At 42.7% G+C, this 17,991-nt stretch carries 18 protein-coding genes and 1 pseudogene; 5 read left to right on the top strand and 14 right to left on the bottom strand.

From position 1 onward, the window contains the following. The first annotated feature begins 61 nt into the window (after positions 1 to 61). Positions 62 to 385: a DMT family transporter gene (locus ACJMKR_RS11350; protein ID WP_423063152.1), complete on the top strand. Its 324-nt coding sequence runs from the start codon at positions 62 to 64 to the stop codon at positions 383 to 385. A 30-nt stretch (positions 386 to 415) separates the two neighbouring features. Here the strand turns inward: ACJMKR_RS11350 and cyoD are convergent, their stop codons facing one another. Genes cyoD through ACJMKR_RS11330 form a run of 4 tightly spaced genes read right to left on the bottom strand, consistent with a single transcriptional unit; the run spans position 416 to position 4,230 of the window. After that, entirely contained in the window at positions 416 to 751 is a 336-nt protein-coding gene (gene cyoD / locus ACJMKR_RS11345) for a cytochrome o ubiquinol oxidase subunit IV (RefSeq protein WP_423063151.1), read from the bottom strand. Beyond that, complete coding sequence (gene cyoC / locus ACJMKR_RS11340) at positions 748 to 1,341, bottom strand: cytochrome o ubiquinol oxidase subunit III (RefSeq protein ID WP_423063150.1); 594 nt, start codon at positions 1,339 to 1,341, stop codon at positions 748 to 750. The genes cyoD and cyoC overlap by 4 nt, the downstream gene beginning before the upstream one ends. Further along, the gene (cyoB, locus tag ACJMKR_RS11335; protein WP_423063149.1) at positions 1,338 to 3,335 is read right to left on the bottom strand and encodes a cytochrome o ubiquinol oxidase subunit I; all 1,998 of its coding nucleotides are present in this window, start codon (positions 3,333 to 3,335) and stop codon (positions 1,338 to 1,340) included. Before cyoB ends, cyoC begins: the two co-directional genes overlap by 4 nt. Positions 3,336 to 3,345: 10 nt before the next feature. Then, positions 3,346 to 4,230, bottom strand: coding sequence for a COX aromatic rich motif-containing protein (locus tag ACJMKR_RS11330; protein ID WP_423063148.1), 885 nt, complete (start codon positions 4,228 to 4,230; stop codon positions 3,346 to 3,348). A gap of 254 nt (positions 4,231 to 4,484) precedes the next feature. Between ACJMKR_RS11330 and ACJMKR_RS11325 the strand changes: the two genes are divergently transcribed. After that, on the top strand, positions 4,485 to 4,889 hold the full coding sequence (locus ACJMKR_RS11325) for a hypothetical protein (protein ID WP_423063147.1): 405 nt from the start codon (positions 4,485 to 4,487) through the stop codon (positions 4,887 to 4,889). 4 nt (positions 4,890 to 4,893) lie between these two features. Next, positions 4,894 to 5,382, top strand: a complete 489-nt coding sequence (gene folA, locus ACJMKR_RS11320) for a type 3 dihydrofolate reductase (RefSeq protein ID WP_423063146.1) — start codon at positions 4,894 to 4,896, stop codon at positions 5,380 to 5,382. 768 nt (positions 5,383 to 6,150) lie between these two features. Here folA and ACJMKR_RS11315 read toward each other — a convergent pair. From ACJMKR_RS11315 to ACJMKR_RS11275, 9 genes are all read right to left on the bottom strand, one after another. Further along, on the bottom strand, positions 6,151 to 6,969 hold the full coding sequence (locus ACJMKR_RS11315; protein WP_423063145.1) for a symmetrical bis(5'-nucleosyl)-tetraphosphatase: 819 nt from the start codon (positions 6,967 to 6,969) through the stop codon (positions 6,151 to 6,153). A 10-nt stretch (positions 6,970 to 6,979) separates the two neighbouring features. After that, positions 6,980 to 7,912, bottom strand: coding sequence for a S49 family peptidase (locus ACJMKR_RS11310; RefSeq protein WP_423063144.1), 933 nt, complete (start codon positions 7,910 to 7,912; stop codon positions 6,980 to 6,982). A gap of 65 nt (positions 7,913 to 7,977) precedes the next feature. After that, positions 7,978 to 8,604: a hypothetical protein gene (locus ACJMKR_RS11305; protein ID WP_423063143.1), complete on the bottom strand. Its 627-nt coding sequence runs from the start codon at positions 8,602 to 8,604 to the stop codon at positions 7,978 to 7,980. 143 nt (positions 8,605 to 8,747) lie between these two features. Further along, the gene (locus tag ACJMKR_RS11300) at positions 8,748 to 9,137 is read right to left on the bottom strand and encodes a hypothetical protein (protein WP_423063142.1); all 390 of its coding nucleotides are present in this window, start codon (positions 9,135 to 9,137) and stop codon (positions 8,748 to 8,750) included. 369 nt (positions 9,138 to 9,506) lie between these two features. Then, entirely contained in the window at positions 9,507 to 9,947 is a 441-nt protein-coding gene (locus ACJMKR_RS11295) for a universal stress protein (protein ID WP_423063141.1), read from the bottom strand. A gap of 12 nt (positions 9,948 to 9,959) precedes the next feature. Continuing rightward, positions 9,960 to 10,739 carry a 16S rRNA (adenine(1518)-N(6)/adenine(1519)-N(6))-dimethyltransferase RsmA gene (gene rsmA / locus ACJMKR_RS11290; RefSeq protein WP_423063140.1) on the bottom strand — a complete coding sequence of 260 codons (780 nt, stop codon included), beginning with the start codon at positions 10,737 to 10,739 and terminating at the stop codon, positions 9,960 to 9,962. 62 nt (positions 10,740 to 10,801) lie between these two features. Further along, positions 10,802 to 11,761, bottom strand: a complete 960-nt coding sequence (gene pdxA / locus ACJMKR_RS11285) for a 4-hydroxythreonine-4-phosphate dehydrogenase PdxA (protein WP_423063139.1) — start codon at positions 11,759 to 11,761, stop codon at positions 10,802 to 10,804. Between the two features lie 19 nt (positions 11,762 to 11,780). Continuing rightward, on the bottom strand, positions 11,781 to 12,737 hold the full coding sequence (locus ACJMKR_RS11280; protein WP_423063138.1) for a SurA N-terminal domain-containing protein: 957 nt from the start codon (positions 12,735 to 12,737) through the stop codon (positions 11,781 to 11,783). Positions 12,738 to 12,851: 114 nt separating this feature from the next. Next, positions 12,852 to 15,575 (bottom strand): LPS-assembly protein LptD, encoded by a 2,724-nt coding sequence (locus tag ACJMKR_RS11275; protein WP_423063137.1) that lies wholly within the window; start codon positions 15,573 to 15,575, stop codon positions 12,852 to 12,854. On the opposite strand from ACJMKR_RS11275, the gene ACJMKR_RS11270 reads away from it, so the two are divergent. Both ACJMKR_RS11270 and murU read left to right on the top strand, forming a co-directional pair. Further along, positions 15,559 to 16,560 carry an aminoglycoside phosphotransferase family protein gene (locus ACJMKR_RS11270; RefSeq protein WP_423063136.1) on the top strand — a complete coding sequence of 334 codons (1,002 nt, stop codon included), beginning with the start codon at positions 15,559 to 15,561 and terminating at the stop codon, positions 16,558 to 16,560. The genes ACJMKR_RS11275 and ACJMKR_RS11270 overlap by 17 nt on opposite strands. 12 nt (positions 16,561 to 16,572) lie before the next feature. Further along, positions 16,573 to 17,262, top strand: coding sequence for an N-acetylmuramate alpha-1-phosphate uridylyltransferase MurU (gene murU, locus ACJMKR_RS11265; RefSeq protein WP_423063135.1), 690 nt, complete (start codon positions 16,573 to 16,575; stop codon positions 17,260 to 17,262). 7 nt (positions 17,263 to 17,269) lie between these two features. Here the strand turns inward: murU and ACJMKR_RS11260 are convergent. Then, positions 17,270 to 17,953: pseudogene (locus tag ACJMKR_RS11260) on the bottom strand (alpha/beta hydrolase). Positions 17,954 to 17,991 lie beyond the last annotated feature (38 nt).

Here is a 17,991-nt window from a genome sequence, read left to right as displayed (position 1 = left end):
GGAGTCCAACGGATAGGACATGGATTTTTGTGCGTGAGCCTAAAAAAGAGGAGGTAGGGAGATGAATCCTTGGTTATGGTTAAGTGCAGCCGTGGTGCTTGAAGTGGCGGGAACCAGTTTTTTAAAGTTGTCACATGGCTTAACACGATTCTGGCCAACGATTTTAATGTTTTTCTTTTACGGGCTCGCCTTCGTTGGACTGAGCATGGCTATTCGGCAAATTGATGTCAGTGTGGCTTATGCCGTTTGGAGTGGCGTGGGAATTGTGTTGATTACGTTTGTCGACATTTTTGTCTTTAGAGCACAGTTAAACAGCTTGATGTTGTTTGCAATTGGGTTAATCCTTGTTGGTGCGGTGATGTTAAAATATTTATCGCCGCATTGATTCGTTTTACATCACTGAGACTCATCGTGGTCAGTGCATCATGTTGTAGTTAAGGTGATACATAATCCATAACGAGCCCAAAACAATCACCAATAAAATTAAAATCGTGAAAACAAACGACATCAAATTCATGCGACCCTTTTCATTTTTAACGTGCAAACGCAGGAAAAAGAAAACTTGTGCTAAAAACTGTAGGATGGCGCAGAGATAAATAATCGCGAGCGTTGGGCTGACGGAGTGTTGACGTGATACGATCCCAAAGGGAATGAGCGTTAAAATAACGCATAACACAATACCTGTTAAATACAATTTAATATTTTTATTGCCGGTGCCGTAATCGGGTTCAGTGCTGTGGTTTTGAGTCATAAAACAGCTCCTTGCAAATAGACAATGGTGTAAAGGAAAATCCACACAATATCTAGGAAATTCCAAAAAAGGCCGAGATAAGTCATTCGTCTCTTAATAATCGTATTTGTTTTTATGATGGGAATTTGGAAAATCATAATTAGAATCCACAACAGTCCCATGCTGACGTGTAAGCCGTGCGTACCGACTAAAACAAAAAAGGCAGAAGCAGCACCACTCACATTCCAGGTGTAACCTTCATGTGCAAGCTTAATGAATTCGGTGACTTCCATGACCACAAATCCCAGCCCTAAAATAAATGTTAAAATCAAGAAAAGTGTTGTGAATGCTAGTTTATTTTTATTCATACTCAATATGGCGATGCCAAATGTGAAATTACTTGCCAATAAAAAAAATGTCTCGCCGAGCACATAGCCGAGGTTGATATGTTCCTTCAATGAAGGGCCGACTGCACCCGGGTGGTGGAGCACTAAAAAAGTAGCAAATAACGAGGCGAATAAGAGGCAATCCGTCATAATATAAAGCCAGAAACCAAACACATCGGTTTCATCGGCTTGGGTGTAGTGGTTGAGGGCGATGTCTGATTTCATGATAATGCATCCTTAAAATGAAGTAGCTCCGTGCTTTTAACGGTTTCTGCTTTAATATAATAATCCGTGTGGACGTTAAAGGTGCGTATAACAACGGTGGCAATCATCCCGAGGAATCCAATTGCTGCGGGAATCCACATATGCCATGTCATCGCAAACCCAAACACACCTGAAAACATCGCGATGATAAAACCAGTCGCCGTATTTTTAGGCATGTGAATAGCGTGATAATCGATGTGTTCTGGATGTTTGTGGCCTTCCTTTTCGATTCGCTGTTTGTCTTCCCAATATGGATCGATCGCGGAGACCGTAGGTATCACGGCAAAATTATAGATCGGTGCTGGAGAAGGCACAGACCACTCGAGCGTGCGGCCATTCCAGGGATCGCCAGTTTTATCACGTAAAGCATCACGATTTTTAATACTGACCGCGATCTGAATTATTTGGCAAATAATTCCTATGAAAATGAGTCCGGCGCCGACAGCCGCAGTGATAAAATAAGGTTGAAGGGCTACATTAGCATAATGGTCGAGTCGTCGCATGACACCGAGTAAGCCAAGCACATAAAGTGGCATGAAAGCAATATAAAAACCAGCAACCCAAAAGGCAAACGCAGCGATGCCCCAATTTTTATTTAGGCGAAAACCAAATGCTTTAGGAAACCAATAGGTAATTCCTGCAAAAAAACCAAATAGAAGACCCCCAATGATGACATTATGAAAATGTGCAACGAGAAATAAACTGTTGTGCACCTGAAAATCAACGGGTGGTATGGACATCAACACGCCGGTCATGCCGCCAATAGCAAACGTAGTAAAAAAAGCAATCACCCATAACATGGGTGTCGCAAACACGATTTTCCCTTTATACATCGTAAATAACCAATTAAAAACTTTTACACCTGTCGGGATGGCGATAATCATCGTCGTAATGCCGAAAAAGGTATTCACATTTGCGCCAGAGCCCATGGTGAAAAAGTGATGTACCCACACAACAAAAGATAAAAAAGTAATGGCGGCTGTTGCGTACACCATGGTGACATAACCAAATAATTTTTTTTGGCTAAACGTCGCTACGACTTCAGAAAACACGCCAAAAGCGGGGAGTATTAAAATATAAACCTCAGGATGCCCCCATGCCCAAATCATGTTGATGTACATCATCATGTTGCCGCCGGCGTATTGGGTAAAAAAATGGGTGCCGAATAAACGATCTAATTCAAGCAAACCGAGTGAAACAGTAAGTATTGGAAAGGCTAAGGCAACTAAAATCATTGCACACAATGACGTCCACACAAAAATAGGCATCTTCATCCACGTCATACCGGGGCAACGCATTTTAAAAATGGTTGCAAGAAAATTCACACCGCTTAATAGACTGCCAACTCCTGCAATTTGTAGTGCCCAAATATAATAATCAACACCCACGGTGGGGCTATAATATAATTCGGATAATGGCGGATAAGCGAGCCATCCGGTCGCGGCAAAGTCACCGATGACTAGCGAGATATTAACTAACATCGCGCCCACAAAAGTCATCCAAAAACTAAACGAGTTGAGGTAAGGAAAGGCAACGTCTCTTGCGCCGATTTGCAAAGGTAATACAACGTTAATAAGACCAAACACTAATGGCATGGCCACAAAAAAAATCATGATGACGCCGTGAGCCGTAAAAATTTGATCGTAGTGTTCGGGTGGTAAATACCCCATATTGCTGCCAGCGGCGATAGCCTGCTGTAAACGCATTAAAATAACATCAGAAAAACCTCGTAACAGCATGACGCCAGCAAGTATCAAATACATGATGCCGATTTTTTTATGATCCACAGAGGTGATCCATTCATGCCAAATATAGGACCATTTTTTCATGATCGTAATAATGGCTAAAAAAACTAACACCACAATCACCATAAAAACACCGGCGCCCATGATGATGGGTGTGTGCATCGGGATGGCATCAAGGCTGAGTTTTCCCAAGAAAAGTTTTTCTAACATAACGATTCCTTTATTGTTTGCTCTGATTCCAAGGACCTGGCGACGGTGGTTCAGTTTGTTTGTATTTTTGAATAATATGTTCAAACAACCCCGGTACAGCGGAAGAATAATATTGAACGGGCGCGTTGATGACGGGTTGTAATAATTGTTGATAGGCGGATAAAGTTAATGGATTGGAAGATTGTTTCACCTGCTTCACCCACCGTTGCATTTCGGCGGGTTCTACAACGTGTACTTCAAAATGCATATCGGAAAAGCCGTCACCGTTGTATTGAGCATTTAGTCCTTCAAAAATACCATCGCGTGAAGCCACTAAATGCAATCGAGTGCGCATGCCTGCCATCGTATAAATCTGGCTACTTAATTGCGGGATGAAGAATGCGCTCATGGGCACATTGTCAGATGTTAGAAAAAATTCAACTTGCTGTCCCTTTGGAATTTCAAGCCAATTCACTGTGGCGATATTTTGAGTAGGGTAAATAAACAGCCATTTCCAAGGCAATGCAACCGCTTCGACTGGCATGATTGTGCCTGGCACATTAATTTTCCGGTAGGGGTCTAACTTATGTGTCATGATGGAGGTGATTATTGCCAAAACAATGATAATGGCACAGGGGACACCCCACCAGATGATCTCAAAGAACACGTTATGAGCCCAGTTTGGTTTGTATTCTGCTGTTTTATGTGATGCGCGGTAACGAATAATGAACGCAAAACTCATAATAATGACGGGAATTACCACGATTAACATTAGTGCGAGCGCATTGAAGAACAGATGTCTTTCTGCGTAGGTAACGATGCCTTCGGGATTGAGAACCCCTGTTGTAGCCTCATGGCATCCTGCCAAACTAAGGAGTATTAGCAAGCCAAACGTCCGTGATAAAAGCCTTTCCATATAGTATCCATTTGCCTGTTATGCTTCTTGCACAAGTGATGCTTTGAAGTACACCAAGAGTCGTTAGTGACTTTTTTCTATTCTAATATATTGTTAAGATGTACTAAAGGGCGTTTCTAGAAATTGGTTAAAAAACATAAAACATTTTATCGATTTCAATTGCTTGCCAATATGAAAGCACGAACCTGCCGCAATTGAAATCCATTAAACGATCCCTAAAGGTGTCTCTAGATAAGATAAGAAAAGGATTTTTTATGACATATATTATGTTTTCTAAATGGTTTGGTTTGATCTCGGTTATTTTATCGTTGGGCATATTATTTAACCCAGAGGATGCGAAAGCCATGGCAAAACGCATGGTGGAAACTGAAACAGGCTATATCATGGGTGGTGTATTGCCAGTTATATTCGGGACTTTGGCTTTTATGCAGCACAGTAGCTTCAAGCCTGGCTGGCAAATTGTGGTCACTTTGGTTGGTCTCTTTATGTTGCTGATCGGTGTATTTAGGGTAATATTTGTGCGGCAGTGGAAACATTTGATGAGACGCCACTTGGATAAAGTGCCCGCGTTATTCAGTTTGTTTGGTTTAATAGCAGGGTTGCTGATGATTTACATTGGCTACTTCGAACCCATTTTGCAATTGAAAACAGGTTATTAAATTAATGATTATCTCGCTAATTGCAGCCATGGATAAAAATCGCATTATCGGTAACGATAACCGTTTGCCGTGGCACCTGCCTGCGGATCTCAAGCATTTTAAAGCAATTACATTGAATAAGCCGATCATCATGGGTCGAAAAACGTTTGATAGTATCGGGAAACCATTACCTCAGCGGCGTAATATGGTAATTTCACGCCAAAAAAAATTGAACCTGCCGGGCTGCGAGGTTTTCTCATCATTATCAGACGCCATTAAGGCTGTCGACACGAATGAAGAAGTGATGATGATCGGTGGTGAGAGTATTTTTCGCGAAAGTTTATCATTAGCCGATCGATTATATTTAACGATCATCGATCATGAGTTTGAGGGCGATACCGTTTTCCCGCAATGGGATAAAAAAGCATGGAAAATAATATCCTCTGAAACGCATCAGTCGGATGAGCGTAATCGGTATGGGTATACCTTCATCCAGCTAGAAAAAACGTTTTAAGTATGTGCCCTCGAGATGCGGAGCGTCATTTGCGGGTGATTTCCCGCGAAAAACGAGCCTCGCCATGCTCGGAATGACGTGATTTTTTCCATCCCTGGTAACGGTTTGGATCCCGGATAATTTTGCACATCCTGGTGCAAAATTTCCGGGATGACGAGGTTAGGTTGAGTCATCCGCTCTCAAACAGCATTTCAATTGCGGCAAAGAGAAAGAGTCCGTGTTTTAGGGCGTTAGTGCCAGGATGGCACTAAGCAGCCACGGATGGCGATTCCCGAAAAACGCGGACTCTTTCTCGTACTGGCAAGCAATTGAAATTCAAGACTATGTGCCCTCGGGATGTGGAGCGTCATTTGTGGGTGATTTCCTGCGAAAAACGAGCCTCGCCATGCTCGGAATGACGTGATTTTTTCCATCCCTGGTAACGGTTTGGATCCCGGATAATTTTGCATATCCTGATGCAAAATTTCCGGGATGACGAGGTTAGGTTGAGTCATCCACTCTCAAACAGCATTTCAATTGCGGCAAAGAGGTTGGTGTTACTGTTTTGCCGGCGTAAGTACCATGGAAGTACTTAGCAGCCAAGGAGGGCGATTCCCGAAAAACAGTAACACCAATCGCGTAAGCCAAGCAATTGAAATTCAAATGAGATTTCTCGCGTCGCTCGAAATGTCACAATATTTTTCCATCCCTGGTAACGGTTCCTGCCATTGAATACCTCTCATATTGCAATACAAAGTACTGCGCATTGGGGTGGGTTTGTCAATAAAGCTACATCCGCAATGACGAATGGCAGGGGATTTTAAAGCGTTTTTTATCGTCTAGCCGCAAGGCGGTAAGGCAGTGCCCCCAGGCACAACCGGTGTCGAGCGCATGGCAACGAGGTGCATCACATTCGCCATTGAGTGCAGCCCAGTGGCCAAAGTAAATATCGAGGTTGTCTTGGTTTGAATCTCGCCAATCAAACCAGGGGCGATATTTTTTGGAGTTGGTGCTCATTTTTCCGTTGGCATCTAAATCTAACTCTCCTGCCTCACTGCAAAATCGCATCCGAGTTAGTGCATTGGTAATGTAACGCCAACGATCTTGCCCATTCAAACTATCGTTCCAGGTTGTTGGTTCATTGCCAAATAAGTGCGTTAAGAATTTTTGAAAGTTTGGCCCTTGTAAAACGGCTGCAACTTCCTCGGCGTGTTGTAAACTTTCTTCGACGTTCCATTGTGGTGGTAAGCCAGCATGCACTAATAAAGCCTGATTTTCAGCATGAATCAGCGGTTGATGGCGTAGCCATTCGATTAAATCCTGTTTATCGGGAGCTCTCAACACAGCATCGAGCGTGTGCTCGTAAGCATCGGTTGGCATTAATTTATAACCGATAATTAATAAGAAAAGATCATGATTGCCAAGGACAACCCAAGGATTTTTTAACTGTTTAATGAAGCGTAACACCTCGAGTGAATTTGGCCCTCGATTAACAATGTCACCGACGAAGGCGAGTTTGTCAGTATCCGGATTGAAATCGATTGTTTGTAATAATTCTTGGAGTTCTTGGTAACAACCTTGAACGTCACCAATAATATAAGTGGCCATTGGAATCTCGTTAATAGGCTTGTGCGCGCACGGGTGAGCTATTATTTAATAGATGAAAGTGTAATTCTGTACCCACATCTTTTAACAACATTTGGACGAGCGGTATTTTTGTCGAGTAATCTTTATAATGTTTCACATCGAATTCTTTTTGCAGTACGGTCCACAAATTCGCTGTGCCATCGGCAAGACCCAATTTCACCGCTTCTTGTCCCGTCCAAAAATCACCCGAAAATAATTCATCATGATTGCCGTGCAGACGATCGCCTCGTCCCTGCACTACATCGTTAATAAAGTTTTGGTGAACCTGTGCTAGTAATGTGTTTACCTTGGTGACATCGGCAGGATCTAATGGCTCAAAGGGATCTAAGCGATCTTTATATTTTCCTGCGGTGAACAATCGACGCGTGACACCTAATTTTTGTATGGTGCCCACAAAACCGAAGCCGCTCATCACAACGCCAATGGAGCCGGTGAGTGTATCTGGATTCACATAGATTTTATCAGCGGCAGAAGAAACGAGATAAGCGCCTGATGCCAACGCATCTTCACCGACAACAACCACTTTCTTTTTGTATTTGCGTTTAAGTTCAAGAATTTTGTCGTGAATGATAGAGGCTTGCACAGCACTGCCGCCCGGTGAATTAATCAGTAGTACGACACCCTTAGATTTTGAGTCGCTAAACGCATCTTGCAATTCGGGGATGACTCGCTCCGCCGAAAAAGTAGTGTTTGGCATAATTATGCCATCTAAACGCACTAATGAAACGTAGGACCCTGCTGGTGTTTTTGCTCCAAGTTGACTGGGTGAGGGGGCAAAGATGAGAATGATGATGAGCAACAAGATGATCATCCAGCCGGCAAACCGAATATTGCGCCATCGGCGGTCCGACTTTCGTTCAGCCAATAATGCCTGTGCTAATTGATTGTCAAGGTTTTCACTCATGAGTTTAGTCCATTAAAGACTCAGTCTTTAGGTTACGAGAAATACAGCGCGAAAGCAATCATTGATTAAATGCGATAGGCGATTTTTAAATGCACTGAATACAGGAACGGAATGTAATTGATCGCCGGGCGTAACACTGCTTTGCCGTATCCTGCATAATATTGGAATCCGAATTCCAGCATAATTTGACAAGGAAAAACGTAATTGAGCCCGACACCAAATGTTGGGTCAACATGAGTGGTATTGACTAGTAGATCATTGCGATGAATTAATGCTCCTCCTGCATTGGCAAAACCTCGAATACCTGTTCTAGCAATTTGCACCATAAACTTACCTAGGAAGCTATAAGCATATGTGTATGATCGCATGGTGATGATTTTGTAATTGATCGTGTAAATACTTGCAGGATCAAAGAAAATAGTTGTATTTGGAAATCGGACGTAGTTCACCTCCATGGCGAAATGCGGTTGTACTTCCCATCCGACTACAAATCCCCACGTTGCGCCGCGATCACCGGCTTGAATGGGTGCAGATACTCTTAGTAAGTAATAGTCAGCGCGGGTCGCATAACGAGCGACTAATTGACTCCAGTCGGTGCTTCCATATCCAAATTGAAATCCGAAGTAAAATGGTTTGGCGCGCCATCTAGTAGGAAATGGATTGTATTTGTGTTTTGTGTTATTCGCAAACACGACGGTCCTAAATAAAATGAGTAGTAGTGACAATGAAAGTAAGAGACGTTTAGTAACCTTTTGCACGATTCACCTAAAATTAATTGAGTCAATAAAATACAGCGATCGTGTGACCGCTGTGTATAAAGCGAGTTTGTTTTTATTTACGATAGACTTGGGGCCCTACAGCTAGCAGTTGAGTGCCAATATTTCAAGTCCGCCGTGCATTCTGATGCCGGAACAGGAGAGTGAAAGTCACTACAAATTTGGGCATAGTTATAGCCTTCTGCCAACAATGCGGTAATTTCTTCATTAATGCCAGCAGGGGTGCATTGCGGATGAACAGGTTGACTTTTACAACCGTCGATTATTGCCTTTGTGAAACAAGAGCAAAAATCCTTATCGCCAGGATTTCCGCACTCCCCTGTGATTGGAGCAGATGCCCCTTTAACAAGCTGAAGAAAAGGGTTTGTGTTGGCAATGCCTGACATTGGTAACAGCGACACAAAAAATGCTGCGGTTATTGATAAAAAAGAAATGGTAAATTTTTTCATGATCAAGTTCCTTTTGTTAAAGATGAATGAAAAATTTAGTAATCATCGGATTACTAAATTCGGTTATGTTGATTCCCACAACAAAACATGCTGAGAATCAGCATTCGTTAAAAACTGTAAGATTGGAATTAAGTGACTAGACAAATTGAAATCCATGTTTATACCCCTACTTCCTTTTGCTTGCTTGTTACGAGATTAATATGTTGATTTGTATAAAAAAATAGGCTGAGACTCAGCATTTGCTAAAAATTGTAAGATTGAAAGTAAGTGACAGGAGAAATTGAAATCCATGTTTACTTCCTTGCTTCCTTCTGCTCGCATTTGGCAAAACTAGTGATATTTTACGCCAAAAAATTTCAAAATACTATTTTATTTAGACTCTTTTGCGCGCACCGCTAAGACGTCACATTTCGCACCATGCAATATGGCATTGGCGCGAGAGCCCAATAATATATCAAGGCCGTGATGCTCATGCGTGCCGACGACAATTAGATCGATTTTTAATTGTACGGCTAATTCTAGAACGGTGGTTTTGACAGCGCCAACGAGCACATGCTGATTTTTTGTTGAAATATTGAGCTCGTTGCATAAAGTCGAAAGTTGTTTTCGCGCTTCCGTTTCAATAGCGTGTTCTAAATTCACATTGATTGGGATTGAGAACTCACCACCATAGGCAAGGGGTGATTGCTCGACAACATGAACGATATCAAAGGAGGCGTTATTTCGTTCTGTGAGTTCAAGTGCACGAGTTGCGACTTGCTTGCTTTGTGGTGATAAGTCGACAGCGGCGAGAACGTGTTTATATTGCATACCAGTGCCCCTCTAGTTTGATGTCGTGTTAACCATATTACTGATTTTGACAAAATCTTCCACTGTTAATTCTTGTGGGCGTTTGATGGGATCGATATTCAATGTCTGAAGATCCTCGGCTGAAATATATTTTTTTAAACAATTTCGCAAGGTCTTGCGGCGATAACTAAATGCTTCTCGAACAATAGTGGTCAATAAGTTCAAATCGTTGACAGAATGAGTGTGTTGCCGTGGAATCAAACAAACGACGGCAGATTCGACTTTAGGTGGCGGTGAAAATGCTTCTGGGCCGACAGTAAATAATCTAGAGTCTTCACAAAAATATTGTGCCATGACACTGAGACGACCATAGTCGTGCGAGCCGGGAGTTGCTGTTAATCGATCCACGACTTCTTTTTGCAACATAAAGATCATGTCTTGAATGAGGTTGCCATAGGAAAAGAGCTTGAAGAGCAAGGGTGTCGAAATATTGTACGGCAAATTACCCACTATACGTAATCGTTCGTTATCTGTTTCGATTGAATTCAAATCGAATTTTAAGACATCGGCTTGGTGAATCGTGAGATTATTATCCGCTGAAAAACGCTCTTCGAGGAGGGTGACGAGGTCACGATCGATTTCAATGGCATCGAGTCGCTTGACGGCTGGCAATAAAAGTTCTGTGAGCACACCTTGGCCAGGGCCGATTTCCACGACGTGATCCGTGGATCTCGGAGCGATAGCTGATAGTAGTTTATTGAGAACGTTTGGGTCCCTGAGAAAATGTTGGCCAAAGCGTTTGCGAGGTTTCATCGTATTTTCCTGGTTTTTTGCCCGTCATCCCTGTCGATGAGAGTAGAGCTGCTACATGGTCTTTAACTTGCTAGATCCATCGCTAATTTAACGGCTGCTAACAAACTGCTGTCATCGGCTTTGCCGGTGCCGGCAAGTTCAAACGCGGTGCCGTGATCGACCGAAGTTCGGATGATGGGCAGTCCGAGTGTAGTGTTAACGGTTTCGCCAAACCCTTGTGATTTAATCACCGGTAATCCTTGGTCATGATACATCGTTAGCACGACGTCGACATTATGTAATCGTGAAGCGGTAAAGGCAGTATCGGCAGCAACTGGTCCAATCAGTTCAAAACCACGAGCACGCAACTTTTCAAGTGTAGGGGTGATTATTGTGATTTCTTCTCGCCCCAGATGACCATTTTCACCCGCATGTGGATTTAAGCCACAGACTAAAATGCGTGGCCTCTTTATTTTGAATTTACTTTTGAGATCGGTATCGATGATTTCGAGACAACGTGTTAATTTTTCTGCTGTGATTGCGTGTGGCACAGCGGTTAGGGGGATATGTGTTGTGAGTAATGCCACGCGTAACCGTTGGTTCACCATCAACATAACGGATTGATCGGTGTTTGTCAGTTGGGTTAATAATTCGGTATGCCCAGAAAAATCGATGCCGGCCTCATTAATAATCGCCTTATTAACGGGTGCAGTGACTAACGCAGAAAATTGATGATCGAGGCAACCTTGCACGGCCTGTTTAATCATGTCGATAACATAAGTTGTGTTTGCAATATTGGGTTTTCCAGACTCGCAAGCCACTTTTAAAGGAAGATGTTTTATGGAAAAAGGAGGTCGATGTGTCGTATTCGGATTATAGTCTGGAAATGATGCGTTGATGCCTAAAAGTTTGGCGCGTTGGGCCAATAAATCGCGATCGATAATGCCAACGACAGGTGTCGGTGTGATATGTTGTGATAACTTTAATAGAATATCGGGGCCGACTCCTGCCGGCTCACCCGATGTTATAACAATTGCTTTCATTTCTAACGAAGCACTTATATTAATTGTTAATGTGAATATAAGCAGACTTATAGAGTTGGTCTAGCCATTTTTTCAGTGCCTTTTCAAATTTTTGTTGCGTGATCAGGCTTTGAATTTGTTGGTCGCTATAGGCATCTTTTTGTTGCTTCCCTTCTAATTTAAGAATATGAAATCCGTTGGCTGCACGTATTGGGCTAGAAAAACTGCCTGGCTTCATTGTCGAGATTGGGTTAGCAAAAATTGCGGGTAAATCCTCTAAAGCGCGCCAGCCAAGATCGCCACTGCCAGCGTAATTATCGGCGAAAGAATCAAAACTCTTACCTGCTCGTAATTGTTTTAATACAGCTTCTGCCTTTGCTTTTGTCTGCTTGATTTGTGCTGGTGAGGGTGAATCTGGTAATGGTATCAAAATATGGGCGACGTGATATTGCATTGGATTCGTTTCTGTAGCATGTTCTTGGCGAAAAGCGTTGATGTCTGATTTGTTAATGTGAATATTGCTTAAAATAGCTTCGCGTTGTAATTTGGTAATAATTAATTGCTTGCGAAGCTGCTTTCGAAATCCTGTATAAGACAAGCCTTGTTGTGCTAACTTTTCTTTGAGTTGCGAAATGGTTGCATGATTTTCGGCAGCCAGATGAGAAATAGCCTGATCGACTTCTTTATCGCTGACCGTAATTTTATTACGTTTTGCAATTTCTAATTGCAAGTGCTGATAAATTAATTGCTGCAAGACTTCTTTTCTTAGCGTTGCGGAATCCGGTAACGGTACATTATTGTGTTGAAACTGTTGTCGCGCGGCATAAAGAGCATGATCTAACTGTTGCTCTGTAATGATTTCGCTGTTGACGGTAGCTGCAATCCCATTTATTGATTTTAAGGGCGTAGTGTTAGGTATGGGGAGATTGTTATCTGCCACACTGACGCTTAAAAAACCCATGCTCACTAAAAAAATCCAAATAAATCTCATCTTCATTACTGCCTTACCTCGTCTAATCAAGAATTTCGCAATTTTTTACGAAATTCGTATCCCGATGGAGTTTCCAAAGGGAGCCATCGGGAAGCTCTACTTTGGTTGCCGTTGCGCGGGCTAATCTTGAAATCCTGGGATAGTACTTGACAATAATCGGCTCGTGTTAGCCATCCCAAAATCGCCTAAACCTTTAAGCTGCAGTTGAATGTAGAACGAATTGTCGAAAGCGTTGTGTAAGCTTCCATTGTTGTTCACCGTTGTGCTCACATAGGAGCGCTGCATGATTAACCGCAATGCCCAACAGCACGTATCGTACTGTAGTCCAGCGTAGAGGTTATCGATTCTACGCCGATTGATATTATAATCGATGTAACCCACTGCGCTCCACTTTTTTACAATGGGCCAGATAGTTGAGAAGGTGAGCTGGCTCGTGTTGTTGCTATAGACGTTCGAGGGTGGTGTGACCGTTGTGGTTACGATAGAGGCGCCGTTTTCGTGCACAAACACGTATCCCAGGCTCACGATATGGTTGTTGTGGCCGTCATAATTTATGTTGAGTCCGGCATTGTTCGTTTGCTTGAGGTTAGGATCCCAGGCGAAGCTACCGGTTAGCGACCATTGCTTGGTCGGATAATAAGTAAGATCAGATACGATGGGCGAAACATGGTGTTGGGGCTGAGTGCAACCCGCCGATAGACAGACTTTGGGCTCTGCAAAGTAATAAATGAAGCCGATATCCCCCCTCAACACGGGATCGGCGGTGTCAGCATTCAAGATTCGGCTTGTTAGGCCGAGGCTGATCTGGTTGGCATTATCGAGGCGGTCATCTCCAGTGAATCGGTTCATTGCAAATAGCTGCTGGAAAGAAAATGGTAATAATACCGTGTCGAAGTTGGGTAGGTTGTCTTGATTTTTATACGGTACAAGAAGGTAAAAGAATCTCGGCTCGAAGGTCTGTGTATATTGGCTGTGCCCTAAATGAAAGTATCGATCAAAATAGAGTCCGCTATCGATATCAAAAATAGGTAAAACACGGCTAGCACTACTGACTTGACCAGGTTGGATGTGCTCTACATTGTAGCTCGTCGTATCGAGCCATAATTGCGGTGTAATATAATTTGCTGCTTTATAAATTGGGAAAGCAATACCGGGTCGAAGGTGAAGGCGTTGGCCAATGGGTTGGTCTGGAGTAAAGTTACTTTGATAACTAAAGTTAGTAATTTCACTATTCCAATATAAATCGAAAGGCGCTGATAAATCTGGATAATAGGCATTTGCGATAATGTCGGGCAAACGCTGATATTGATCTAAAGCAGGATTTTGCGTTTGGTTAATAATATGTAATGTCTGATACGCTTGAACTAAGCCTTTTAGTTGCCAATGCCAGCCGGAATATTCTAGATCAGCTTGATTTAATAGTTGGTTTGCAGTCGAAAAACCACCCATCGTGCCGCCGATGTCAGAAAAATAATAAGGATCGGTAACGTAATTAATATTTAGGTGCGCCGTCCATTCTGAATTGAAACGTGTATCGTCTTTCATCGTAACGAAGCCACGATAATTATGCATGGTTTGTAACGCGTTTAAGTAAGGTGCATAAAAAGCTTGGTTATAAAGTGCTGCGTCACTGAAGGTATTATAGTCATCGGTACGAAATTGTTTAAACACAGGATCGTAGGGAAGATAGTTGATGTAAATACGGCCAACGCTGCGCTCACTCAAGTAACGAAAATAAGTCGTTAACTCAAACCCTCTTTTTGTTAACCATTCGGGTGTTATGGTCAGGTCATAGTTGGGTGCCATATTCCAATAAAAAGGAAAACCAAAATCAGCGCCTGATCGCGTGCTAAAACCTATTTTAGGTGTTAAAAATCCCGTTTTTCGCTCATGATTCAATGGGAATGAATAGTAAGGCGTTGCTAATAAAGGAATATGTTTAAACGTCAGCACCGCGCCGTAAGCTTTGCCCACGCCCTTTTTTTTATCCAGAACGATACGACTGGCACGAACTTGCCAGGCTGGATCTGTGGGTGAACAGGTTGTATAAGTGGCATCTTTCAGGCGGATAATGCCAGAAGCCTCTCGTTTAGCGTGTTTTGCGGTTCCCCAGGCGTTAAATGGGCCCTTGATCGTTGAAGTATAGGGATGCTCACTGTAGACATGATAGGCTGCGTTAACCAATGTCGCAGTTTGAGGGTAAAGCGTTAGTGTGCTGGTATCTGCCACGATTAACTTACCCGCTTCGCGCATGCGGACATGGCCGATCAGTGTGATTTTTGAGATTTTTCCTGTTTTACTGTTGCGATAAATGTAGGCTTTGTCTGCTTTGACGATTCGCCCGGGCTGTGTCACAACGACATCTTTTTTTAGGGTGGAAACACCCTTTGAGGCGTAAGTAACGGGTCCTTTGGCTGTTATTGTCGTTGGCTCTTTTTTGATGCTGCCTGGGTGAGGGAACTGCTCTAAAATCTTTGGTTCTTCAAAATAACCACCACAAATTGCACAGGGGTCATTGCTCTCCACCCAGCCCAGTTCATCTGCGATATACTGAAGATATTGTTTTCTCGGCAAAAATTCTGGTAGTGTGCCTGAGATATGGCGCCGTTGTTTTCTGGTTTTGGTTTTGGTAGCCTTTTTAGGTTTAAATGAGTTGCTGGTCACGGTTTCTTGTAGGGATGGGTGTATTTGATAGTGAGTCGCCGTTGTTTCTGTATAGCTGCTTTGCTGATCGACGAGCAAGGCAGTGAAGAGTGCAAAAAAGTAAAATCGTTTCATATTTTGTCCGGCATTTTGTGTAGAAGATGGTAACGTAATAAGGATCGATATGACAACACGTGTCACGCCGGGTTTAGATGAACGGTTAAAAATGTTGCGCGATTGGTTGCAAGATAATTTAGAAATGCCGATGCAAAAGATTGTGCCACTTACAGGTGATGCCAGCTTTCGTCGCTATTTCAGAGTTCATTGTGGTGATACGACCTATGTTGCTATGGATGCGCCTCCTAAAAAAGAATCTTGCAAGCCCTTCATTGCGATCGCAAAAACATTTTATAAGTTGGGCTTAAATGTTCCTGTTATTTATGCAGAAGATGTTGAGCACGGTTTTTTGTTGCTAACCGATTTTGGTGATCAGTTGTATCTCAACGCACTGACACCGAAAACGTGCCACAATTTATATCAGAAAGCATTTGATGATTTATTATTAATCCAATCGTGCCAAGATGTTGAAGGCTATGTCTTGCCAAAATTTGATGGAACATTGTACTTGGAAGAGATGTCTTGGTTTCGGGATTGGTATTTGAAAAATTTCCTGAAGGTGTCGTTGAACAATGCTGAGTTAGCCGCGTTAGATAATGTGTATTCGTTGTTGATCGAAGACGCGTTGTCTCAGCCCCAAGTCTGTGTGCATCGAGACTATCACTCGCGTAACCTGATGGTGGTGGATGACAATATACAACCGGGGATATTAGATTTTCAGGACGCAGTTTGGGGGCCAATTACCTACGATTTATTGTCGTTACTGCGCGATTGCTATATCGACTGGCCCTCAGAGCAGGTTGAGAAGTGGGTGCTCACGTTTCAAAAACAAGCGATACAAGCTGGATTACTCCATGAGCAAAATCCCAAGCAGTTCATCCGTTGGTTCGATTGGATAGGCTTGCAACGTAATTTAAAGTGTATTGGTATTTTTGCCCGATTACACGAACGGGATCACAAGTCTGAATATTTGCAGTATATTCCAAGAATTATTAAATATGCTGAAGGAGTTTGCGATCGTTATCCAGAGTTTGCCGATCTTAGGCCGCTGCTCAATAAGAAAAAGTAGGAGAGTATTATAATGAAGGCGATGATATTAGCAGCGGGTCGAGGCGCGCGATTAAAGCCACTCACCGATAAAATACCCAAACCTTTATTGCAGGTCGGTCCACATTGTTTAATCGAATATAATTTATTGGCACTAAAACGCGCGGGTATTGAAGAGGTTGTTATTAATGTTTGTTATCACGCCAAACAAATCATTGAAAAACTAGGTGATGGTAAACCGTACGGCTTGCGCATTGAATATTCTTTTGAAGAGGGTAATCCATTGGGGACAGGTGGTGGTATTTTTCAAGCGCTACCATTATTGGGCGACGAACCCTTTATTTTGATAAGTTCAGATGTTTGGAGTCAATATCCATTTAACCCTGTGATGATGCCATCAGATGAGGATGCACATTTAGTTCTAGTTGAAAATCCGAGTTTTCATCCAAAAGGCGATTATGCGCTTTCTGAAACGGGCCAAGTATCCATGCAAGGTAAAAAATTGACGTACTCTGGTATTGCAAAAGTGCATCCGCGTCTCTTTAAAAATTGTGAGCCACAACATTTTTCAATATCTCCATTGTTTAATGAATCCATTGAACGTGGCCATGTCAGTGGTGAAATTTATCGTGGCCCTTGGTTTAATGTTGGCACAGTGGAAGAGTTAGAACATTTAAAGGAAATGCTGCCTGGATTGGATAGCTCGCAGTATTTGTCTCAGTAAGATTTATTTATTGTGGTTGTCGAAAAACGTGTTGCAACCACTTTCCGATCAGTTCAATTTCTTCGAAGCAAACTTGATGCGCCATGGGATATTCATGCCACTCGATGGGATAACCTAAATGCTCAAGCAGCTCATAGGTTTTTTTCCCCAGAATAATGGGTAGCACGGGATCGAAGCGTCCGTGGGCCATTAAGATGGGCGTTTGGTTATTTGCTTCACTCGCTTCGGCTGATAGCTTCTTTGCTAGCGGTAAATACGTAGAAAGCGCGATGATTCCTGCTAGCGGTTTGTCATAGCGCAAGCCGGTTTACAACGACATTGCGCCCCCTTGAGAAAAACCTGCCAAAACAATGCGATCGCTAGCCACGCCATTTGCTACTTCTTGTTCAATCAGCTTGGTTACAGCACGTTGGGCGTCGAGGATGCCGGGTTCATCTTCTTGATCTAAATTTTCAAGACCATAAACGTCAAACCATGCGCGCATCTGCATGTTAGCATTGATTGCAACGGGTCTTATGGGCGCATGAGGAAAAATAAAACGAAGGTGCAAATCATCCGGAAGATTCAGTTGTGGCACAATATCGGTAAAATCATGGCCGTCTGCACCGAGTCCATGCAGCCATATCACACTACCCCATGCGGATTTCGTAGGATTAATGTTAACAGTTTCTAAGATGTTGCTATCGTTCATGATTTAATTGTAGAGTGTTCGATACAAAATAACTAGAG

It is taken from the genome of Candidiatus Paracoxiella cheracis, assembly GCF_049348705.1.
Taxonomy (GTDB): Bacteria; Pseudomonadota; Gammaproteobacteria; order Coxiellales; family Coxiellaceae; genus Paracoxiella; species Paracoxiella cheracis.
The sequence above is the reverse complement of the archived record's forward strand: the minus strand, read 5'-3'. Positions and strand labels throughout refer to the sequence as shown.